Genomic DNA, 21,756 nt, shown 5'->3' with positions numbered 1-21,756 from the left:
ATTGGTACGCACATAAAAGAGAACACAACTATGAAACGGATTCTTCTTGGTACTCTCTTCACCGTCGCATCCCTCAACGCCATGGCGCAGGCGCCAGGCGGTCCGGATTGCGGTTGGGGCAACATGCTGTTCAAAGACCAGCGTGGCACCCCGGCGCACATCCTGGCATCCACCACCAACGGCACCTCTGGCAACGCCACCTTCGGCATGACGTCCGGCACCAACGGTTGTGCAACCAACTCCGCGCTGACCTATGGCGGCAAGTCCTGGATTGCCATGAACGGCATGATGAACGAACTTTCCGAAGACATGGCCAAAGGTCAAGGCGAAGCGCTGACTACCTATGCCGTGGTACTGGGCGTCGCACCGCAAGACCGTGCGTATTTCGCCACCGTCACCCACGAGCACTTCCAGCAGATTTTCAGCAAGGCTGACGTGACCGCTGAAGACGTACACACCAATACCCTGGCCGTGCTCAAAGGCGATGCTCGTCTGGCCAAATATGCGACCCCGGCTTAAGCTCGGCCCTACCCGCTCCGCTATCGGAGCGGGTTTTATTTTTAGGACCTAGCCCTCTTTGGGTCTTTTTTTGAATTAAGTAGCCCACCATGCTCAAACGCCTTGCCTGTCTGGCGCTGCTTGTCTGCGCCCCGCTGTCCGCCGCGCCTCGTATCGACAACCAACGTTTGCAGCAACTGGCCAACGACCCGTTCTGGATTTCCCTGGGCCATTACGAAAGCGCAAAACTCGGCGGCTGGCGCAGCTATGTCAGCGACAAGAAGTTCTTCCTGGCGGCCAATGGCGCCGAGCATCCCGACGCGGAGCTGGCGGCCACCGTACAAGCGCTCTACGTCCCGGCCAGCCAAGGCCAGCAGCATGCACAATGCGTTTACCCGGCTCGCACCCGCTGGCTGAAAGCGCAACTGAACCTGAACGATTTGCCGACGGTGGACTGCAGCGAATTCAAACAATGGTTCAAGGACGTGTCGCCTCACAGCGCGGTGATGATCTTTCCGGCGGCTTACCTGAACAGTCCGTCGTCAATGTTCGGCCACACCTTATTGCGCATCGATCAGGCTGACGTGCAAAGCGACCACACCGCCCTGCTCAGCTACGCGATCAATTTCGGCGCCTACATCGAAGGTTCGGACAACAGCATTCTGTATGCCTGGAAAGGCCTGATGGGCGGCTATCCGGGATTGTTCGCGCTGGTGCCCTATCAGGAAAAACTCTCGGAATACCGCAGCCTGGAAAACCGCGATCTGTGGGAATACCGGCTGAACCTGACGCAGGCAGAAACCGAGCGCATGGTCGAGCATATCTGGGAGCTCAAGCAGATTCAGTTCGATTACTTCTTCTTCGATGAGAACTGCTCATACCGCTTGCTGGAATTGCTGCAAGTGGCCCGGCCGAGCCTCAGGCTCACCGAACAATTCCCGCTGACCGCGATTCCCACCGACACCGTCAAAGCGGTGAAAGACGCAGGACTGGTGGAAAAAATCGATTACCGCCCATCCCGCGAACGTGAGCTGCTGAGCCGTGCAAAACTGCTCAACGACGATGAGCAACAATGGGTGCTGAAAGTCAGCGCCGATCAGCAGCAATTGCAGGAGCCGACCTTCAAGGCCCTGTCACGGGATCGTCAGGCGCTGATTATCGACGCGGCCTATCGTCTTGAACGCTACCGCGCCAACGGTCAGGAGCGCGACCCACAGCGCGCACAACGCAGTTTCGAACTGCTGCGGGCGATCAATCAGAACCCGGCGCCGGAGCTACAGATCCCTCAACCCGGCCTGCCGGAAAACGGTCACGAGTCGCGCACCTGGCAGGCAGGCAGGGGCACCCGTGGCGACAAGGCCTTTGGTGAATATGGCCTGCGCATGGCCTATCACGACCTCAACGACAACGCTGAAAGCTTCCCCCTCGGCGCGCAGATCGAAATCCTTCAGATGAAGCTGCGCCAGTACGAAGGCAATCACTGGCAGTTGCAGCAACTGGACCTGGCGACCATCCGCTCGCTGACCCCGCGCAATGAACTGCTGCAACCCTGGTCATGGCAAGTGACCGGCGGCCTGGAACGAGTGCCGGGCAAGCATGACGGCGAAACCCTGGTCAGCCACGTCAACGGTGGCGCCGGCGGCACCTGGCAACTGGGCGACGACGTGCTCGGCTTCGCCCTCGGCACGGTCCGCCTCGAACACAACAACGACTTTGCCGGTTTCATCGCCCCTGCCGCCGGGTTCAACGGCGGTGTACTGTGGAGGAACCCGCTGGGCAATCTGAGCCTGGAAACCAAAGGTGATTACTTCACCAACGGCGAAGTGCGACGCAGCCTGAGCCTGAACCAGCAGTGGGAATTGTCACGCAACCTCGGCCTACGCCTGAGCGCCCAGCGAGAGTTCAGCCATATCGCCTCGCCCGAGAATGAAGTCATGCTGGAGCTGAAGTGGTATCACTACTGACCCCCATCCCTTACAGGAACGTGAATACCCTGGCGCTGACGATTATATTTATAGAAGGAGCTAAAACTACATGGATGCCAACTGCTGTTCCCTGGAAGAAGTGCGCGACAACATTGACCGGCTGGATCGGCAAATCGTCAACCTGCTGGCCGAGCGCGGCGCCTATGTGTCGCAGGCTGCTCGCTTCAAGAAAGACAGCGACGCGGTGAAAGCACCGCAGCGTGTTGAACAGGTCATCGCCAAAGTCCGGGCGTTGTCTGAACAGGTCGGTGCCAACCCACGGGTCACCGAGCAGGTATATCGAGCCATGATCGCCGCGTTCATCGAACAGGAACTGGCTGAACATGCTCACCTTGCAACCACGGCAAAGGAATAATCACTACCCTTGCACGGATGCAGCACGGGCTTATCGCTCGCAGCAGGTCGTTTTCGGACAGCCACTGAACCCCAAAGCCTGCGACGATGACCTAAACCCCATTCAGGGAGAACCGCCATGAGCCGCGCTTTCGTCAATGAAGATAACGCCGCCGCGCAAGCCGACCAGCCGGTAGAACGCCAGGTCAGCACGCAGCCCAACTACGTCACGCCCGAAGGCCTCGCCCTGCTGCAGGCCAAAGTCGCCGAGCTGCAAACCCTGCACGGTGAACAATCGGCTCGCGAGGAGGCTGATCCACAGTGGCTGGCCGATCTGGAGCGCGATTTGCGTTACTTCACTCAACGCCTGCAAAGCGCACAAGTGGTCACGCCCGCGACCTCAACCAAAAAGGTTCAAATTGGCAGCTGGGTGACCTACGCCGATGAACTGGGTACCGAGCGTCGTGTGCAACTGGTCGGCGAAGATCAGGCCGCTGCCGCCAAAGGCCTGATCAACTGGAGCTCACCGCTGGGACGGGCGCTGCTCGGTGCACAACTGAACGACGAAGTGCTCTGGCAGCGACCGGCCGGTGATCAACTGATCGAAATCATCCGCATCGAACCGGGTAAAACCACACCCTGATACTGGGAACGATCACGCAAAAAAAAACGGAGCCCGAAGGCTCCGTTCTTTATGCAACCAGCCTGATCAGGCCAGCTTCTTGTGACGCACCCGGTGTGGCTGGGAAGCGGCATCGCCGAGACGCTTTTTGCGGTCGGCTTCGTACTCGGTGTAGTTACCTTCGAAGAACACTGCTTGCGAGTCGTCTTCGTACGCCAGGATGTGAGTCGCGACGCGGTCAAGGAACCACCGATCGTGGGAGATCACAATGGCGGCGCCCGGGAAGTCCAACAAGGCTTCTTCCAGGGAACGCAGGGTTTCAACGTCGAGGTCGTTGGACGGTTCGTCGAGCAGCAGGACGTTGCCGCCCTCTTTCAGGGTCAAGGCCAGGTGCAAGCGACCACGCTCACCACCGGACAGGTCCTTGACGAACTTCTGCTGATCGCCGCCCTTGAAGTTGAAACGGCCGACATAAGTGCGTGACGGGATCTCGTAGTTGCCGATGCGGATCTGATCGGAACCGTCGGAGATCTGCTGGAACACAGTCTTGCTGCCGTCCAGGTCTTCGCGGCTCTGGTCAACGCAGGCCAGTTGCACGGTTTCGCCGACTTCGATGCTGCCCGAATCCGGTTGTTCCTTGCCCATCAGCATGCGGAACAGGGTGGATTTACCCGCACCGTTCCCGCCAATCACGCCAACAATGGCGCCTTTCGGCATGGAGAACGACAGGTTGTCGATCAGTACGCGATCGCCATAGCCCTTGGAGACGTTCTTGAATTCGATGACCTTGTCGCCCAGGCGTGGACCGGCCGGGATGTAGATCTCGTTGGTTTCGCTGCGCTTCTGGAATTCCTGCGATTGCATTTCTTCGAAGCGTTGCAGACGAGCCTTGGATTTCGACTGACGAGCCTTGGCGCCTTGGCGCACCCACTCCAGTTCTTCCTTCATGGCTTTTTCGTGAGCCGACTGCTGCTTGGATTCGGCAGCCAGACGATCGGACTTGGCTTCCAGCCAACCCGAATAGTTGCCCTCGTACGGAATACCGGCGCCACGGTCGAGTTCCAGAATCCAGCCAGCGACGTTGTCCAGGAAGTAACGGTCGTGCGTGATCGCAACCACGGTACCCGGGAAGTCGTGGAGGAAATGCTCCAGCCAGGCCACGGAGTCGGCGTCCAGGTGGTTGGTGGGTTCGTCGAGCAGCAGCATGTCCGGGGCGGACAGCAGCAGACGGCACAGGGCCACACGACGTTTTTCACCACCGGACAGGTGTTCGATTTTCGCATCCCAGGCCGGCAGACGCAGCGCATCGGCGGCGACTTCCAGTTGGCGATCCAGGTTGTGACCGTCGCCCGCTTGCAGGATGGCTTCGAGTTTGGCCTGTTCAGCGGCCAGTTTGTCGAAGTCGGCATCCGGGTCAGCGTACTCGGCATAAACCTGATCCAGACGTGCCTGCGCGTCCTTGATCACGCTGACCGCTTCCTCGACCACGTCACGCACGGTCTTGGTCGGATCCAGCAGCGGCTCTTGCGGCAGGTAGCCGATGTTCAGTTCCGGCATCGGACGGGCTTCACCGTCGAACTCGGTGTCGACGCCAGCCATGATTTTCAGCAGAGTGGACTTACCCGAACCGTTGAGGCCGAGTACGCCGATCTTGGCGCCAGGGAAGAAGGACAGAGAAATGTTTTTCAGGATTTCCCGCTTCGGCGGAACAACTTTGCCCAGCCGATGCATGGTGAAGACGTATTGAGCCATGGAGAACCTAGGGTCAGTGACTGATGAATATAAGCACGGGCGAAGCCCGGGCCAGGCCATACGCGCCGCCAGCGATTGATCGTTATCAATACGTGCGCGCGAAAAAAGCCTGAGTCTAAGAGCTGGAACGCTCCCGCGTAACCGGCAAAGCTACCTTAATGATGAAAGGCAGTCCAGCCGAGAGGGGCTGGCACTTTGCCACAACTCAAGGCATGCTAGCCGCCCTCCGGGCGTCCGGCTTATAGTGCACGTCGCGCCAATCCAGCCAAACCGCAGGATCACAGTTTGTCCAATGTCACTCCGCCTTCGTCCGTGAGCGCACTGTCCCCTGCGACCGGATCGCCCCTGCGCGGCACCTTGAAAGGTGCGTTGGCGACGCTTGCCCTGCTGTTGCTCGGGTTGCTGTTCTGGCAGTTGTTTGATCAGTTGAGCGAAACCCAGAAAAACCAGCGTCAATACACCATCGACTACACCGCTGATCTGGCCGCGCAAGTCAGCCTGAACATGGCGCTCAATGCTCAGATCGCGCTGAATCTGCTACCGATCGTCGAACAACCGCAAACCGCTGATCAGCAACAGGCGTTGCTGCGCAAATTGCAGCAGTCGTTGCCTGATGTGCTCAGCCTGGCACTGCTCAGCCCCTCGGGGAAAATCCTCAGTGATAGCGCCAGTGACAGCCAGGATGCCGACTACCTCAGCGATCTGGTCCGGCGCAGTCGCGCCCAGGCGCATTACTTCAGCAACGCCAACGACGGTTCGGTGGTGCATCTATTGCTGCACCAGGCCAGCGGCAGTACTCGCGGCTACTGGGTCTTGCGCCTGCGACCGACATTTTTCTCTTCACTGACCAAACAGAGTGACGTGGGAATCCGTCCGCTGTGGGTGGTGGAAAACCGCATCAATCAACAGATCATCAGCCGCGACGACGGGTTGCCATCGAGCAAACCTGGGGGGGTAAACGCCGATGACCTGGCCAACAGCGTGCTGGTGGTTCCACTCAGTAGCAGCGACTGGCAGTTACGCGGATTGTTTGACCGGCAACGGGTGATCGAGCAACTGTTGCCGGCGCTTATCGGTAAATGCCTGCTGGGCTTGGCCTTCTCGCTGCTACCGTTCATCGCATTGTTGAATATGCGTCGACGCCAGCGTCAACTGCACGACGGGCGCCGGCGTTATCGGGATATCTTCGATGGCACCGGTGTTGCGCTCTGCGTACTTGACCTCTCCGGGCTCAAAGCCTGCTTCGACAAGGCGCAACTGCAAACCAGCGAACAATTGCGGCTGTGGCTGGAGAACGCCGAACAACGCCAGCAGTTGCTGCAAGAGTTGCGCATCACTGAAGTCAACCAGGTCGCCTTGCACCTGCTCAACGTCCAGTCCAGCGAGCAAGCCTGGAAGCTGTTGATCGAAGGCGGGCCACTGAATGGCAATGCCATCGGCAATCAGTTGCTCGACGCCGTGCTCAATCAGCAGAAACAGCTGGAACTGGAAATCAAGCTCAAGGACACGCAGGGCCGTGACCAACATCTGTGGCTGGTGCTGCGCTTGCCGGAAGAACAGCATGACGTCAAAGAGGTGATCCTCAGCATCACCGACATCACCAGCCGCAAAATTGTCGAGCTGTCGCTGCTGGAGCGTGAAGGTTTCTGGTCCGATGTCGTGCGCACCGTCCCGGATCACCTCTACGTGCAGGACGTGATCAGCCAGCGGATGATTTTCAGTAACCATCACCTGGGGCAGACCCTGGGTTACAGCAAAACCGAACTGCACCAGATGGGCGAGTACTTCTGGGAGATTCTGCTGCACCCCGAAGACGCCGATCACTACCACCGCCTGCGTCAGGAGCAGCGCCAGGCTGGTTATACCCAACTGATGCAGTGCCAGTTGCGCTTTCGCCACCGCGACGGCAAATGGCGGCGTTTCGAAATCCGCGAGCAGGCGCTGGCACGGGACAAACACGACCAGGTCACGCGCATCATTGGCGTGGCCAAAGACATCACCGATCAGATCGAAGCCAGCGAGTCCTTGCGCGACAGTGAACAGCGCTACCGGATGCTCGCCGAAAGCATCAGCGACGTGATTTTCTCCACTGACAGCAAACTCTCGCTCAATTACGTCAGCCCCTCGGTACACGCCGTGCTTGGCTATGACGCTGACTGGATCTTCCAGAACGGCTGGCAATCAACCATCGCCAACCCGCAACAATTGACCGGCATCTACAGCCTGATGGACCGGGTCAGCAAAGCTCTGGATAAACCCGAGCAACTGGCGCAACTGCGCAGTCAGGTGCAAACCCAGTTGTTCCTGTTCGACTGCTTGCGGGCCGACGGACGCAAGATCCCGATCGAACTGCGCCTGGTATTGGTCTGGGATGAACATGGCGCTTTCGAAGGCGTGCTCGGGGTCGGTCGCGATATCAGCCAGCAGCGCCGCGCCGAGAAAGACCTGCGCATGGCGGCCACGGTTTTCGAGCATTCGACGTCCGCAATTCTGATCACCGACCCGGCCGGCTACATTGTGCAGGCCAACGAAGCGTTCAGCCGCGTCAGCGGTTATGAAGTGGCGCAGGTCCTTGACCAGTTGCCGAACATGCTGACCGTCGATGATCAGCAGGAAGCTCACCTTCGCTATGTGCTCAAGCAACTGCATCAGCACAGCACCTGGGAAGGTGAAGTCTGGCTCAAGCGCCGCAACGGTGAACACTACCCTGCGTGGGTCGGCATTACGGCAGTACTCGATGACGAAGGCGATCTCGCCAGCTACGTGTGTTTCTTCAGTGATATCAGCGAGCGCAAGGCCAGTGAACAACGGATTCACCGCCTCGCCTACTACGATGCCCTGACACATCTGCCCAACCGCACCTTGTTCCAGGACCGGTTGCACACCGCGCTGCAATCGGCGGAGCGGCAAAAGTCATGGGTCGTGCTGATGTTCCTCGACCTCGACCGCTTCAAACCGATCAACGACTCCCTCGGCCACGCAGCCGGCGACCGCATGCTCAAGGAAATGGCCACCCGCCTGCTCGGTTGCGTCAATGATGACGACACAGTGGCGCGCATGGGCGGCGACGAGTTCACCTTGCTCCTGCAACCGCGTGCCAACCGTGAGATCGCGCTGAACCGGGCGATTCATGTGGCCGAGCAAATCCTTGCCAGCCTGGTGAAACCGTTTGTCCTCGAAGGCCGCGAGTTCTTTGTCACCGCCAGTATCGGCATCGCCTTGAGTCCACAGGACGGCAACGAGCTGAGCCAGCTGATGAAGAACGCCGACACTGCGATGTACCACGCCAAGGAGCGCGGCAAGAACAACTTCCAGTTCTATCAGGCAGACATGAACGCCAGCGCCCTGGAGCGTCTGGAACTGGAAAGCGACCTGCGCCACGCCCTTGAGCAAAATGAATTCGTTCTCTACTACCAGCCGCAATTCAGCGGCGACGGCAAACGCCTGACCGGCGCTGAAGCCCTGCTGCGCTGGCGTCATCCGCGTCGCGGACTGGTGCCGCCGGGAGACTTCATTCCGGTGCTCGAAGAACTCGGGTTGGTGGTGGATGTTGGCGACTGGGTGATCAGCGAGGCTTGCCGTCAGCTCAAAGCCTGGCACCAGGCCAAGGTCCGGGTGCCGAAAGTCTCGGTGAACATCTCCGCCCGGCAGTTCTCCGACGGCCAGCTTGGCACGCGCATCGCCACCATCCTCAAGGACACTGGCCTGCCGCCGGCCTGCCTGGAGCTGGAGCTGACCGAAAGTATCCTGATGCGTGAAGTCAGCGAAGCCATGCAGATTCTCGCCGGGCTGAAAAACCTCGGCCTGAGCATCGCAGTCGACGACTTCGGCACCGGTTACTCATCACTCAACTACCTCAAGCAGTTCCCGATCGACGTGCTGAAAATCGACCGGACTTTCGTCGACGGCCTGCCGTCCGGTGAACAGGACGCGCAGATTGCCCGAGCGATCATCGCCATGGCCCACAGCCTCAACCTGGCGGTCATCGCCGAGGGCGTGGAAACCCACGAACAGCTCGAGTTCCTGCGTGAACACGGCTGCGACGAGGTGCAGGGTTATCTGTTTGGGCGCCCGATGCCGGCCAATCGCTTCGAAGCGCAATTCAGCAATGATGCGTTGTTCATGTTCGACTGAGATTTGCGGTGCGGCGTATGACGCCATCGCGAGCAAGCTCGCTCCCACATTCGGAATGCGTTCCCCTGTGGGAGCGAGCTTGCTCGCGATGAGGCCTGAACTAACACCACCAATCCCGTCATGAAGGCCACTTGTCTGCGACATGATGTCCTTTCATATGCCATCTAAAACCCATTGGGTTAGAATGCTCCCCTTTTCTGCCCCGATCCTTGAGGACCGCCATGTTCAGCCGTGATTTGACTATTGCCAAGTACGACGCCGACCTTTTTGCCGCCATGGAGCAAGAAGCTCAGCGCCAGGAAGAACACATCGAGCTGATCGCTTCGGAAAACTACACCAGCCCAGCGGTGATGGAAGCTCAAGGCTCGGTTCTGACCAACAAGTACGCCGAAGGCTACCCAGGCAAGCGCTACTACGGCGGTTGCGAGTACGTCGACGTGGTTGAGCAGCTTGCCATCGACCGTGCCAAGGAGCTGTTCGGCGCCGATTACGCCAACGTTCAGCCACACGCCGGTTCGCAAGCCAACAGCGCCGTTTACCTGGCCTTGCTGCAAGCTGGCGACACCATCCTGGGCATGAGTCTGGCTCACGGTGGTCACCTGACCCACGGCGCCAGCGTTTCCTCCTCCGGCAAGCTGTACAACGCCGTTCAGTACGGTATCGACAGCAACGGCCTGATCGACTACGACGAAGTCGAGCGCCTGGCTGTAGAACACAAGCCAAAAATGATCGTGGCCGGTTTCTCTGCCTACTCGCAGATTCTGGACTTCCCGCGCTTCCGTGAAATCGCTGACAAGGTCGGCGCCTACCTGTTCGTCGACATGGCTCACGTAGCCGGTCTGGTCGCTGCTGGCGTCTACCCGAACCCGATTCCATTCGCTGACGTGGTCACCACCACCACCCACAAGACCCTGCGCGGTCCACGTGGCGGCCTGATCCTGGCTCGCGCCAACGCCGACATCGAGAAGAAGCTGAACTCCGCGGTATTCCCGGGCGCCCAGGGCGGCCCGCTGGAACACGTGATCGCCGCTAAAGCGATCTGCTTCAAGGAAGCACTGCAGCCCGAGTTCAAGACCTACCAGCAACAAGTGGTCAAGAACGCCCAGGCCATGGCCGGTGTGTTCATCGAGCGCGGTTTTGACGTGGTGTCCGGTGGTACTGAAAACCACCTGTTCCTGCTGTCGCTGATCAAGCAGGAAATCTCCGGTAAAGACGCTGACGCGGCTCTGGGCAAAGCGTTCATCACCGTGAACAAGAACTCGGTACCGAACGATCCACGCTCCCCGTTCGTCACCTCTGGTCTGCGTTTCGGTACTCCGGCTGTGACCACTCGTGGCTTCAAAGAAGCTGAGTGCAAAGAGCTGGCCGGCTGGATCTGCGACATCCTGGCAGACCTTTCCAACGAAGCGGTGATCGACGCCGTTCGTGAGAAGGTCAAGGCCATCTGCAAAAAGCTGCCGGTATACGGCGCTTAATCAGCCCGCTAAACCGCAGCAAAAGGAAACCGGCCAGTGATGGCCGGTTTTTTTTCGCCTGCAAAAACGCTCAAGCTCGGGCCTTGCCGTCCAACTGGTAAGACCGGTAAAGCCAATTCGTCATTTTCTGCTTGCGATTATCTGAAAACAGCGCCTAGACTGCGCCTGCACTGGACATACCGGTAAGACCACAATAATTAAGTCCTGAGTCTGATGCCGTGCGCACAGCAACCAGGACACTCACCAGGACTCCTCCCATGCTCAGATGGTGCTCGCGCTCAATCTTCCTTCAAGTTGTCCTTGGACTGGTGCTTGGCATCGTCTGCGGACTGACCCTTCCCGAATACTCCGCCCAGCTAAAACCTCTCGGCGACGGCTTCATCAAACTGATCAAAATGCTCATCGGCCTGATCGTGTTCTGCGTGGTTGTCAGCGGCATCTCCGGCGCCGGCGATCTGAAGAAGGTCGGGCGCATCGGCCTCAAGTCGGTGATCTACTTCGAAGTGCTGACCACCATCGCCCTGGTGATCGGTCTGGTGTTCGCGTTCAGCACCGGCATCGGCAGCGGTGCGAACATTCATCTGGAGCAGCTTTCCGCCGCCGACATGGGCGACATCGCCCAGCGCGGCAAACAGATGCACACCACCACGCAGTTCCTGATGGACCTGATACCGACCTCGGTGATTGGCGCATTTGCCGACAACAACATCCTGCAAGTGCTGCTGTTCTCGGTGTTGTTCGGCAGTGCACTGAATCTGGTGGGTGAAGCGGCGTCAGGCATCTCGCGGCTGATCAATGAACTCAGCCATGTGATCTTCCGCATCATGGGCATGATCGTGCGTCTGGCACCGATTGGTGTGTTCGGCGCGATTGCCTTCACCACCAGCAAATATGGCCTGGATTCGCTGCAACATCTGGGCAGCCTGATCGGTCTGTTCTACCTGACGTGTGCGGTGTTCGTGTCAGTGATCCTGGGCTTGGTGATGCGTCTATCCGGCCTGCGGATGCTGCCGTTTCTCAAGTACCTGCGCGAAGAATTGCTGATCGTTCTGGGCACCGCCTCCTCCGACGCTGTACTCCCGCAGATCATGCGCAAGCTGGAGCATCTGGGTATCGGCAGCTCGACGGTTGGCCTGGTGATTCCCACTGGATACTCGTTCAACCTCGACGGCTTTTCGATCTACCTGACCCTGGCCATCGTGTTCATCGCCAATGCCACCGGTACACCGCTGGCCATGACTGATTTACTGACGATCCTGCTGGTCTCGCTGATCACCTCCAAAGGTGCTCACGGTATTCCCGGCTCGGCACTGGTGATTCTGGCGGCGACCCTGACTGCGATCCCGGCGATTCCTGTGGTGGGCCTGGTGCTGGTCTTGGCGGTGGACTGGTTCATGGGCATCGGCCGGGCACTGACCAACCTGATCGGTAACTGCGTCGCCACTGTGGCCATCGCTCGCTGGGAAAAAGACATCGATGTTCAGCGTGCCAACAAAGTATTGGCCGGCGAACAGGGTTACACCTTCCAGACACGTAAAACCGTGCCACCGGCCCATCAGCAAGAATTTTGACCGAACCTTGTGCCTGTCACTGGCAGGCCCAACAATCAACGCTTTACCGTCTCTCATGGAGCGAACAGTGATCACCTCGTCGACAGTTGTAAATTCAGTGGTTGAAAAGCTCCGCGCTGCGTTGGCGCGCGGGCAGTGGCGCTCTGGCGATATGTTGCCGGGGCAACGCGAACTGGCTGAACAACTGGGCATCAGCCGGCCGAGCCTGCGTGAAGCGGTGATCGTGCTGGAGACCCACGGCCTGGTGCGTTCCATGCCCGGCAAAGGCGTGGTGGTGCTGGACGCCAACCTCAATGAGGCGCCAACCAGCGACAGTGGCGTGGCCGGCGCCAGTCTCGAGGATGTGCTGCAACTGCGTTACACCCTTGAACCGTTCATTGTCGGGTTGGTTGCCCAGTCCATCAGCAGCAAGGAAATCGGCCAACTGCGCCTGACGCTGATGGACATGCGCGAAGCCCTTGAAGCGAATGACAGCGAAGCCGGAATGAACGCGTACATCGCATTCCACGAAGAGCTGTTCACCCTGACCTCGAACCCGATCTTCCAGAACGTCGTGCAGCAAACCAGCAATGCGCTCAAACAGAGCGCCGAGGTGCTGCGTAACTCACCGGAACATTTGGCCGAGCGCCTGGAAGAAAACGAAGCCGTGGTACGCGCGATCCGCAACAAGAACAGCGCCCTGGCCAGCGCCGAAATGCGCAGGCACATCCTTCAGGAAGGGAAACGCATGGGCATTGAATTGAATATCCCGGACGACAATCTGGGCAAATAGCTGTTGTAGCAAAAACCCTATCGGCAACCGGACTGGAGACAGGCCATGAGTTCCTACGCCTTGAAGAATCCCGTTTTCTCGATTTCTGCCGCCCTGCCCTTGCGCCGCCAGAGCGAAAAAAAGCGTTGCGTCGACGATATCTATCCGCAGATTTTCGAGGCTATTCTCGAACAGCGCATTGCCCCGGCCAGCCGCTTCACCGAAGAAAGCCTTGGCCAGGCATTCGGTGTCAGCCGCAGTATCATCCGGCAGGTACTGGCGAGATTGTCTCATCAACAGGTGGTCATCCTGCGGCCCAATCATCGCCCGCAAGTCGCGGCCCCCGATGCCGAACAAACCCGCCAGATACTCCACGCCCGAAGGCTGACAGAAACCACCCTGGTGCGACTGGCCTGCCAACAGCCGACTTCACGGGACTTGCCGCAGTTACGCGAACTGATCGACCGAGAACGCCGCTGCATCGAACAAAACCAACGTGGGCCGGCCATTCGCCTGTCAGGGGAGTTCCACCTGCAACTGGCGCAAGTCGCAGGTAACGCGCCGCTGGCCCAGTTTCTCGGAAGCCTGGTGCCGCTGACTTCGCTGGCTATCGCCCGTTATGAAGAACAGTCGTGCAGTCATTGTGCGTGGCAGGAGCATGCGGCGATTGTCGAGGCGGTGGAGCGAGGAGATGCCAAGACGGCCGAAGGGTTGATGACCCGGCATCTGGATCATCTGGAGGAGAAACTGCTGAATCCGGAATCGGGATCGAATCGAAATTGTGTTGCCGGTTAGATCGCCTTCGCGAGCAAGCCCGCTCCCACATTTGACCTGTGTTGCCCACCAAATGTGGCTCGACGCAAATCCAATGTGGGAGCGGGCTTGCTCGCGAAAGCGGTCTTAAACACGCTGAATATGCCCGACCCTACTCAGCCGCCACCCGCGCAAACCCTGCGCGGATTTTCTCTTCCGGCAGATCATCGGCGATAAACACGATCACGCTCTCTCGCGCTTCGTCCTCGGCCCACTCGGTGTCCCAGTCGAAGCCGTACAACTTCAGCACACCCTGAAACACCATGCGCCGAGGTTCATCGACAATGTTCAGCACACCTTTGTAGCGCAACAGTTGCTTGCCATGGTCTTCCAGCAGCTCGTTCATAAACTCGCTGAGTTTGTCGATATCCAGCGCTTTGTCGGTACGCAGCACCAGGCTGGAGATGCGGTCAATGGAAGGCGCCTTGCTCACCGGGCGCAGGCTTACACCGCCGCCGAGGTCGGCGTTGAGGTTGAAACCACGCACGTCGAGCAACTCGGCCAGATCGATCTTGCCATGTTCGACCACGCGGATCGGCGCGCGACGATTGATCCGGGTCAGACGTTCGCTCAGCGCGGTGAAGGTCGCCTCGTCAACCAGATCGCGTTTGCTCACCAGCAAGCGGTCGGCAAAACCGATCTGCGCCTGAGCGATGGTCTGGGTCAGGTGCTGCTCGGCGTGAGCCGCATCGACCAAGGTGATGATGCCGTCGAGGATGTAGCGCTCGCGCAGCTCTTCATCGATGAAGAAGGTCTGCGCCACCGGTGCCGGATCGGCCAGGCCGGTGCATTCGATCACCAGGCGGTCGAAGGCGATTTCGCCGCTGTCCAGGCGTTCCAGCAACAGATACAGGGCCTTGGTCAGGTCGGTGTGAATGGTGCAGCAGACGCAGCCGTTGGACAGCGTCATGACTTGCACCGGCTCATCGCCCAATAGCTGGGTATCGATGCCGGCGTCGCTGAATTCGTTTTCGATCACGGCGATTTTCAGGCCGTGCTCGGCTTTGAGCAGGTGGCGCAGCAACGTGGTTTTGCCGGCGCCGAGAAAGCCACTGAGGACCGTTACCGGGATGGGTGTGGGCAAAGGCGATCTCCTTCGATTGCACAAATAAAAAAGTGGAAGCGGACCTGTGGGAGCGGGCTTGCTCGCGAAAGCGGTTCAACATTCAACATTCAACATTGCAGCTGACTGTCAGACCGCCTTCGCGAGCAAGCCCGCTCCCACATAGGCCTGCTTCCACCTCACATCACATGACCCGAATCAACGGGTCAACAGCACTTCGGCCCACCCTTGCCACCATAACGAGCCTCTTGGCGTTCCCGGAAGAACGCCTCATAGCTCATCACCGGTTTGTCCGGGTGTTTGGTTTGCATATGCTCGACGTAGGTGTCGTAGTCGGGCATGCCGACCATCAGGCGCGCGGCCTGACCGAGGTATTTACCGAGGCGACTCAGGTCATTGAACATGCTTGCAATCCTCGATTACGCATCCGGAATAGCCTGGAATGGCGATTCTTTATCCGTGCGTTCTTTACTGCCCCAGGCCGAAATACCGACCTTGATCGCATAGAACAGAATGCTGAAGACCACGAACAGGAACAGCGCCGTCAGCGTTGCGTTGGTGTAGGCGTTGTAGATCACGTGCTGCATCTGCGTGATGTCCTTGGCCGGAGCGAGGATCTGACCGTTGGCCAACGCATCGCTGTATTTCTTGGCCAGCGACAGGAATCCGATTGCCGGGTTGGCGTCGAACAGCTTGATGAAGCCTGCGGTGGTGGTGCAGATCAGCAGCCAGGCTGCTGGCAGCAAGGTCACCCAGATGTAGCGTTGGCGTTTCATTTTGATCAGCACAACGGTGCCGAGCATCAGCGCGATACCGGCCAGCATCTGGTTGGAGATACCGAACAGCGGCCACAAGGTGTTGATGCCACCCAGCGGGTCGATCACGCCTTGGTACAGCAGGTAACCCCACATCGCCACGCAACCGGCGGTCGCGATCAGGTTGGCAGTCCAGGATTCCGTGCGCTTGAGCGCCGGGACAAAGGAGCCGAGCAAATCCTGCAACATGAAACGCCCGGCACGCGTACCGGCGTCGACTGCGGTCAGGATGAACAGCGCTTCGAACAGGATCGCGAAGTGGTACCAGAACGCCATGGTGTTCTCACCCGGCAGAACGCTGTGCAGGATCTGCGCGATACCGACCGCCAGGGTCGGCGCGCCGCCGGCACGGGCCAGGACGGTGGTCTCACCAATATCCCTGGCCACTGCTTGCAGGGCTTCCGGAGTAATCGCAAAGCCCCAGCTGCTGACGGTTTGCGCGACTTGCATCACATCACCGCCGACGATTGCCGCCGGGCTGTTCATGGCAAAGTACACACCTGGTTCGATCACCGAAGCGGCAACCATCGCCATGATGGCCACGAAAGACTCCATCAGCATGCCGCCGTAACCGATGTAACGGGCATGGCCTTCACTGGCCAGCAGCTTGGGCGTAGTCCCCGAAGCAATCAGCGCGTGGAAACCCGAGACCGCACCACAGGCAATGGTGATGAACAGGAACGGGAACAGCCCGCCTTTCCACACCGGGCCGGTGCCATCGATGAACTGGGTGAGTGCCGGCATTTTCAGCTCGGGCATGGTGATCAGGATGCCAATCGCCAGGGCGATGATGGTACCGATCTTGAGGAAGGTCGACAGGTAGTCACGTGGCGCCAGGATCAGCCAGACCGGCAGCACTGCCGCGACGAAACCGTAACCGATCAGCATCCAGGTGATCTGGATCCCGGTGAAGCTGAAGGCCTTGGCCCAGACCGGATCAGCAGCAATCTGCCCACCAAGCCAGATCGAACCGAGCAGCAGCAGCACGCCGACGAGAGAGATTTCACCGATGCGGCCCGGGCGGATGTAGCGCATGTACACGCCCATGAACATCGCGATCGGGATCGTCGCCATCACCGTGAAAATGCCCCACGGGCTGTCGGCCAGCGCCTTGACCACGATCAGCGCCAGCACCGCAAGGATGATGATCATGATCAGGAAGCAGCCAAACAGCGCGATGGTCCCGGGGATGTGGCCCATTTCTTCACGGACCATGTCGCCCAGGGAACGGCCATTGCGACGGGTCGACATGAACAGGACCATGAAGTCCTGAACGGCACCGGCCAACACCACGCCGGCAATCAGCCAGAGCGTACCGGGCAAATAGCCCATCTGCGCCGCCAACACTGGACCGACTAACGGCCCCGCACCCGCAATGGCGGCGAAGTGGTGACCGAAAAGAATGTGTTTGTTGGTCGGGACGTAATCCAGACCGTCATTATTGAGGACTGCCGGGGTGGCTCGCAGTGGATCGAGCTGCATCACATTGTTAGTGATGAACAGACTGTAGTAACGGTACGCAACCAGATAAATGGCGATTGCCGCGACCACAATCCACAAGGCGTTGATCGCCTCGCCACGGCGCAAGGCCACTACGCCCAGGGCACACGCGCCTACGATTGCCAGCAACAGCCAGGGTATGTGGCGTAGCAGGCTATTATTATTTTTCATTTTTTTATTCCAGCCAGAGTGGACAAAAAAGACAGCCACCCCGAGTTTAGCGCTACTGGCGCCAAAGACCATACCCTGACATAGGTCTAGAACCCTGCCTTGAGTGGCAGCCTGTGCAGAAGCAGGTCTATAGTCAGCGAACTTTCCGAGGATTGCGCCATGAGCGACCACCCTGCCAATCGCCGCCGCTTCAAACGTATTGCCTTCGATGCCAGAACCGAGCTCAGCCAGGGCGGGCATCGCTGGCCGGTGAAACTGATCGACCTGTCACTCAAGGGGGTGCTGATCGAACGCCCCGAGCCTTGGCTCGGCGATAAGGAGAAGCTCTTTTCGGTCGACATTCACTTGAGTGAGGAAACCGAAATCCGCATGGACGTACAACTGACTCATGAAGAGCACGGTCAGCTTGGCTTCGTCTGTCGTTATATCAGCCTGGAGTCCGTCAGCAGACTCAGGCGACTGATCGAGCTCAACCTGGGCGATGAGGCCGAACTTGAACGGGAGCTGGGCGCGCTGATCAACATTTGACCGTTTGTGTTTATTCAAATAGCGCGTCGAGCGCCTGTTCCAGTCGGGTCACCGCGATGATCCGCAAACCGGCAGGCGCTTCCTTCGGCGCATTGCCCTTGGGCACGATGGCGCGTTTGAAGCCGTGCTTGGCGGCTTCCTTCAAGCGTTCCTGACCGCTCGGCACCGGCCGTACTTCACCGGACAAGCCAACCTCACCGAACACCAGCAGATCGTGGGGTAATGGCCGATTGCGCAGACTGGACATCACGGCCGCCATCAACGCCAGATCGGACGCCGTTTCCAGCACTTTGACCCCGCCGACCACGTTGAGGAACACGTCCTGGTCGTGAGTGGGTATACCGCCGTGGCGGTGCAGCACCGCCAGCAGCATGGCCAGGCGATTCTGATCCAGGCCGAGGGTGACACGGCGTGGGTTGGCCAGATGACTGTCGTCTACCAGTGCCTGAACTTCCACCAGCATCGGTCGCGTGCCTTCCCACGTCGCCATCACCACGCTGCCCGGTACTTCTTCCTGCGCGCGGGTGAGGAAAATCGCCGAAGGGTTGGAGACTTCCTTCAGGCCCTTGTCGGTCATACCGAACACGCCCAACTCATTGACGGCACCAAAACGGTTTTTCACTGCCCGCAACAGACGCAAGCGTCCATCCGACTCACCTTCGAAATACAGCACCGTGTCGACCATGTGCTCCAGCACTCTTGGCCCTGCCAATGCACCTTCTTTAGTCACGTGACCCACAAGGAAAATCGCCGTGCCGCTTTGTTTCGCGTAACGCACCAGCAACGCCGCGCTTTCGCGAACCTGGGACACGCCCCCCGGCGCCGATTGCAGTTGTTCGGTGAAAATCGTCTGGATCGAGTCGATCACCATGACCTTGGGCTTTTCCACCCGGGCCGTGGCAATGATGGTTTCGATGCAGGTTTCGGTCATGACCCGCAGTTGATCTTGTGGCAAACCCAGCCGACGGGCACGCATGGCCACTTGCTGCTGGGATTCTTCGCCGGTGACATAGAGCGCCGGCATGCGGGTCGCGAGGTTGCACAGGGTTTGCAGAAGGATGGTCGACTTGCCGATACCCGGGTCACCGCCGATCAGCACCACCGAGCCATCGACCAGACCGCCACCGAGCACGCGGTCCAGCTCACCGGACGCGGTGGAGAACCGTGGAATCTCTTCGACGCTGACTTCGGCCAGAGTCTTGATCTGCGCCTGCTGCCCGGCCCAGCCAGTGCGACCGCTGGGGGCTGCGGCACCGCCACTTTCCACCATGGTTTCGGTCAGGGTGTTCCAGGCCCCGCATTCGCCGCATTGGCCGGCCCACTTGGGGAAGGTCGAGCCGCACTCGGTGCAGCCGTACATGCGCTTTGCCTTGGCCATCTGAACTCCCGGAAAAAACCGCGATGATAGCTCAGCTGGACACGATCAGCGCGGCGCCGCGGTACGGATTTCGCCTGTGGCCAGACGCGCGGCGCTGTTGCCCAATGGATCCTCGGCATTGAGGTCGGCGCCCTTGGCTGCCAACGCGTCGAGCAACTCGACCCGATTGAACAGGCCCGCATACATCGCCGCTGTCTGGCCTACGCCATTACGTTGGTCCGGGCTGCAATCGGTCGCCAACAGACGTCGGGCGATTTGCACTTCGCCCTTGAAAATCGCCCCCATCAGCGCCGTGTTGCCACGCAGGTCCTGGGCACAGGCATTGGCCCCGGCGCCGAGCAAGCGCTCTACTGCCGCCGCCTGACCGTGGTAAGCCGCCAGAATCAACGCGGTGTAACCCTTGCTGTCTCGAACATCGAGGGAATAGCCTGCCTCGATGAAGGTGTCGAGCATCGGCACGTCGCCGCGACGAGCAGCGTCGAAGTAGTAATCCTGCAGTTGCGCCTTGAGCGCAGCAGGGTCCTTGGTGAGCTCGGCACCCGGCTCTGCGTAAACGCTGAACGCCAGGCTGGCCAGAAACAGGCAAAGATACATTCGCATGGCACAGCTCCTGGGTTCTCGCACAGCACTGAGTCGTGCGAGAACCGGTTGAGGCAATTACGATCAGTCGGCCAGTTTGTCCGCGAGCGCCTTGACGCGACTCAGATCCCCCTTGGCGACCGTGGTCACGCCGGTGCCGTATTCCGGGTCAGCCTTATAAAGGAAGGACAGAATGATGTGCTTGCTTTCGTCATCCGTGGTGGCCAGCGAGCCACCAAAGCTTTCGATCAGGTCGCTACGCTCCTTCTTGCCGAACGAACGATACAGATCGCCGGCCTGCTTGAAGTTTTGCTCGTGCTGTATCTTCGCCTGCTGGGTCGTACCCGACAGCGCCGACTGACTGTAGCGTGCTACTTGAGGTTCCTCACGCGACTCCAGACGACTCGGCTGATAGTTCACGCCGCCGCTGCTGTGACCGGCGTTCATCGCACCGTCCTGGTTACCGTTGTTCACCGTTACTTTTGGCGCATTGATCGGTAACTGCAAAGCATTGGCGCCCAGGCGATACAGTTGCGTATCGGCATAAGAGAACACTCGACCTTGTAACAAACGATCTTCGGAAGGTTCGATTCCCGGAACTAGATTGGCCGGCGCCATGGCAACTTGCTCGGTTTCCTGAAAGATATTCGCAGGATTACGATTGAGCACCATTTGTCCAACTTTCCGCTCAGGGATACCCGGCCAGATCTTGGTAGCGTCCAATGGATCGAAGTCAAACTTGTACAAGTCTTGCGGCTTTAGAACCTGAATGTACAAGTCCCACTTTGGAAAATCGCCTTTGTTAATATGAGCGACCAGATCATTGGTCATATGACTGTAGTTTTGACCCTGAACTTTGGTAACGGCTTTTGGGTCGAGATTATTAATGCCCTGCAAACTTTTCCAATGAAATTTTACATAACTGACTTCGCCTTTGGCATTCACCAGTTTATAGGCGTGAACGCCATTACCGTCCATTTCCCGGTAACTCGCCGGCGTACCGGAGTTGGAATACAACTCGGTCAGGGTGCGAGTGGCTTCCGGGACATGGGAAAAGAAGTCGAACCGGCGAGAGTCATCATCCAGATTCGTGCGCGGATCCGGCTTGAAGGCGTGGACCATGTCCGGGAACTTGATTGCATCGCGGATGAAAAAAGTCGGGAAATTATTGCCGACCAGGTCCCAATTACCGTCTGCAGTGTAGAACTTGGTGGCAAAGCCTCGTGGGTCGCGCAGGGTTTCCGGGGAGTGGTTGCCGTGCACCACCGCTGAAAAACGCACAAACACTGGCGTCGTCTGGCCAGCGGCAAAGACTTTGGCCTTGGTCAAGTCGCTGAGGTCATCGGTCACGGTGAAACTGCCGTGGGCACCCGTACCGCGGGCGTGTACGACACGCTCCGGGATGCGTTCGCGGTCGAAGCGCTGGAGTTTCTGGATCAGTTGCACGTCCTGCAACAGCACCGGGCCTGTGGCCCCCGCGGTCTGCGAGTTCTGGTTATCGCCCACGGCGGCGCCGTTATCGCGGGTCAAGGTCGTCGCGTGAACGGAGAACGACAGCAGGCTGGCGGTCAAGACGCCGAGTGTACGGCGATGGGGAAAAGCCTCTCGGACAATGGCGGTGGTCATGTCAATTCCTCTGATTTTGTGTAGCGCATCCAGGTGCGCTGAACAGAGGCTAGTGACCAGGCAGTCAAAACATAAATAGAAAGAACACAACGTGTCGATTGAGAGTTTCTTTTGGTCTATCAGTGGTTTGGCGCGTATTCGCGCGCGCCTGATGGCACTTTG

At 59.0% G+C, this 21,756-nt stretch carries 17 protein-coding genes; 10 read left to right on the top strand and 7 right to left on the bottom strand.

Annotated features, from left to right (window positions below):
• Positions 1–30 precede the first annotated feature (30 nt).
• From ACIPIN_RS23085 to ACIPIN_RS23070, 4 genes are all read left to right on the top strand, one after another.
• A complete protein-coding gene (locus ACIPIN_RS23085) occupies positions 31–519 on the top strand; it encodes a DUF3015 domain-containing protein (RefSeq protein ID WP_401122563.1) in 489 nt (162 codons plus the stop codon).
• Positions 520–608: 89 nt separating this feature from the next.
• On the top strand, positions 609–2,462 hold the full coding sequence (locus tag ACIPIN_RS23080) for a DUF4105 domain-containing protein (RefSeq protein WP_401122561.1): 1,854 nt from the start codon (positions 609–611) through the stop codon (positions 2,460–2,462).
• A gap of 70 nt (positions 2,463–2,532) precedes the next feature.
• Positions 2,533–2,838 carry a chorismate mutase gene (locus tag ACIPIN_RS23075; RefSeq protein ID WP_401122558.1) on the top strand — a complete coding sequence of 102 codons (306 nt, stop codon included), beginning with the start codon at positions 2,533–2,535 and terminating at the stop codon, positions 2,836–2,838.
• Positions 2,839–2,955: 117 nt separating this feature from the next.
• Positions 2,956–3,459, top strand: coding sequence for a GreA/GreB family elongation factor (locus ACIPIN_RS23070; RefSeq protein WP_401122555.1), 504 nt, complete (start codon positions 2,956–2,958; stop codon positions 3,457–3,459).
• A gap of 66 nt (positions 3,460–3,525) precedes the next feature.
• Here the strand turns inward: ACIPIN_RS23070 and ettA are convergent, their stop codons facing one another.
• On the bottom strand, positions 3,526–5,190 hold the full coding sequence (gene ettA / locus ACIPIN_RS23065; RefSeq protein WP_401122553.1) for an energy-dependent translational throttle protein EttA: 1,665 nt from the start codon (positions 5,188–5,190) through the stop codon (positions 3,526–3,528).
• 285 nt (positions 5,191–5,475) lie between these two features.
• Between ettA and ACIPIN_RS23060 the strand changes: the two genes are divergently transcribed.
• The 5 genes from ACIPIN_RS23060 to ACIPIN_RS23040 all read left to right on the top strand — a co-directional run bounded on the left by ACIPIN_RS23060 (position 5,476) and on the right by ACIPIN_RS23040 (position 13,916).
• Entirely contained in the window at positions 5,476–9,324 is a 3,849-nt protein-coding gene (locus ACIPIN_RS23060) for an EAL domain-containing protein (protein WP_401122550.1), read from the top strand.
• A gap of 221 nt (positions 9,325–9,545) precedes the next feature.
• A complete protein-coding gene (glyA, locus tag ACIPIN_RS23055) occupies positions 9,546–10,799 on the top strand; it encodes a serine hydroxymethyltransferase (RefSeq protein ID WP_401122547.1) in 1,254 nt (417 codons plus the stop codon).
• Between the two features lie 257 nt (positions 10,800–11,056).
• Positions 11,057–12,370, top strand: a complete 1,314-nt coding sequence (locus ACIPIN_RS23050) for a C4-dicarboxylate transporter DctA (RefSeq protein ID WP_401122544.1) — start codon at positions 11,057–11,059, stop codon at positions 12,368–12,370.
• A gap of 67 nt (positions 12,371–12,437) precedes the next feature.
• Positions 12,438–13,142, top strand: a complete 705-nt coding sequence (locus ACIPIN_RS23045) for a FadR/GntR family transcriptional regulator (protein WP_401122541.1) — start codon at positions 12,438–12,440, stop codon at positions 13,140–13,142.
• A gap of 45 nt (positions 13,143–13,187) precedes the next feature.
• On the top strand, positions 13,188–13,916 hold the full coding sequence (locus ACIPIN_RS23040; RefSeq protein ID WP_401122538.1) for a GntR family transcriptional regulator: 729 nt from the start codon (positions 13,188–13,190) through the stop codon (positions 13,914–13,916).
• A gap of 130 nt (positions 13,917–14,046) precedes the next feature.
• Here ACIPIN_RS23040 and yjiA read toward each other — a convergent pair whose 3' ends face one another.
• From yjiA to ACIPIN_RS23025, 3 genes are all read right to left on the bottom strand, one after another.
• Positions 14,047–15,018: a GTPase gene (gene yjiA / locus ACIPIN_RS23035; RefSeq protein ID WP_401122535.1), complete on the bottom strand. Its 972-nt coding sequence runs from the start codon at positions 15,016–15,018 to the stop codon at positions 14,047–14,049.
• A 185-nt stretch (positions 15,019–15,203) separates the two neighbouring features.
• Positions 15,204–15,401, bottom strand: coding sequence for a YbdD/YjiX family protein (locus ACIPIN_RS23030; protein WP_010448516.1), 198 nt, complete (start codon positions 15,399–15,401; stop codon positions 15,204–15,206).
• Positions 15,402–15,416: 15 nt separating this feature from the next.
• Entirely contained in the window at positions 15,417–17,483 is a 2,067-nt protein-coding gene (locus ACIPIN_RS23025; protein WP_401122532.1) for a carbon starvation CstA family protein, read from the bottom strand.
• Positions 17,484–17,642: 159 nt separating this feature from the next.
• Here ACIPIN_RS23025 and ACIPIN_RS23020 point away from each other — a divergent pair, with 159 nt between their 5' ends.
• Complete coding sequence (locus ACIPIN_RS23020; RefSeq protein WP_401122529.1) at positions 17,643–18,011, top strand: PilZ domain-containing protein; 369 nt, start codon at positions 17,643–17,645, stop codon at positions 18,009–18,011.
• 10 nt (positions 18,012–18,021) lie between these two features.
• On the opposite strand, the gene radA is transcribed toward ACIPIN_RS23020, so the two are convergent.
• The 3 genes from radA to katB form a co-directional block, all read right to left on the bottom strand.
• Positions 18,022–19,389 carry a DNA repair protein RadA gene (gene radA, locus ACIPIN_RS23015; protein WP_095166434.1) on the bottom strand — a complete coding sequence of 456 codons (1,368 nt, stop codon included), beginning with the start codon at positions 19,387–19,389 and terminating at the stop codon, positions 18,022–18,024.
• A gap of 45 nt (positions 19,390–19,434) precedes the next feature.
• Positions 19,435–19,989: an ankyrin repeat domain-containing protein gene (locus tag ACIPIN_RS23010; protein ID WP_401122525.1), complete on the bottom strand. Its 555-nt coding sequence runs from the start codon at positions 19,987–19,989 to the stop codon at positions 19,435–19,437.
• Between the two features lie 63 nt (positions 19,990–20,052).
• Positions 20,053–21,594 carry a catalase KatB gene (gene katB / locus ACIPIN_RS23005; RefSeq protein ID WP_401122522.1) on the bottom strand — a complete coding sequence of 514 codons (1,542 nt, stop codon included), beginning with the start codon at positions 21,592–21,594 and terminating at the stop codon, positions 20,053–20,055.
• Positions 21,595–21,756: the final 162 nt, after the last annotated feature.

The sequence above is a fragment of the Pseudomonas sp. NPDC087697 genome, from assembly GCF_044743155.1.
Lineage (GTDB): Bacteria > Pseudomonadota > Gammaproteobacteria > Pseudomonadales > Pseudomonadaceae > Aquipseudomonas.
Note: the sequence above shows the minus strand (reverse complement) of the source record. Positions and strands in the feature narration are given on the sequence as shown.

Excerpts from the sequence above, each read along its gene's own strand:
- ACIPIN_RS23075 (WP_401122558.1), top strand. The coding sequence starts at position 2,533 with ATGGATGCCAACTGCTGTTCCCTGGAAGAAGTGCGCGACAACATTGAC.
- ACIPIN_RS23040 (WP_401122538.1), top strand. The coding sequence starts at position 13,188 with ATGAGTTCCTACGCCTTGAAGAATCCCGTTTTCTCGATTTCTGCCGCC.
- ACIPIN_RS23070 (WP_401122555.1), top strand. The coding sequence starts at position 2,956 with ATGAGCCGCGCTTTCGTCAATGAAGATAACGCCGCCGCGCAAGCCGAC.
- radA (WP_095166434.1), bottom strand. The coding sequence starts at position 19,389 with ATGGCCAAGGCAAAGCGCATGTACGGCTGCACCGAGTGCGGCTCGACC.
- katB (WP_401122522.1), bottom strand. The coding sequence starts at position 21,594 with ATGACCACCGCCATTGTCCGAGAGGCTTTTCCCCATCGCCGTACACTC.
- ACIPIN_RS23050 (WP_401122544.1), top strand. The coding sequence starts at position 11,057 with ATGCTCAGATGGTGCTCGCGCTCAATCTTCCTTCAAGTTGTCCTTGGA.
- ACIPIN_RS23025 (WP_401122532.1), bottom strand. The coding sequence starts at position 17,483 with ATGAAAAATAATAATAGCCTGCTACGCCACATACCCTGGCTGTTGCTG.
- ACIPIN_RS23085 (WP_401122563.1), top strand. The coding sequence starts at position 31 with ATGAAACGGATTCTTCTTGGTACTCTCTTCACCGTCGCATCCCTCAAC.
- glyA (WP_401122547.1), top strand. The coding sequence starts at position 9,546 with ATGTTCAGCCGTGATTTGACTATTGCCAAGTACGACGCCGACCTTTTT.
- ACIPIN_RS23030 (WP_010448516.1), bottom strand. The coding sequence starts at position 15,401 with ATGTTCAATGACCTGAGTCGCCTCGGTAAATACCTCGGTCAGGCCGCG.
- ettA (WP_401122553.1), bottom strand. The coding sequence starts at position 5,190 with ATGGCTCAATACGTCTTCACCATGCATCGGCTGGGCAAAGTTGTTCCG.
- ACIPIN_RS23080 (WP_401122561.1), top strand. The coding sequence starts at position 609 with ATGCTCAAACGCCTTGCCTGTCTGGCGCTGCTTGTCTGCGCCCCGCTG.
- ACIPIN_RS23020 (WP_401122529.1), top strand. The coding sequence starts at position 17,643 with ATGAGCGACCACCCTGCCAATCGCCGCCGCTTCAAACGTATTGCCTTC.
- ACIPIN_RS23010 (WP_401122525.1), bottom strand. The coding sequence starts at position 19,989 with ATGCGAATGTATCTTTGCCTGTTTCTGGCCAGCCTGGCGTTCAGCGTT.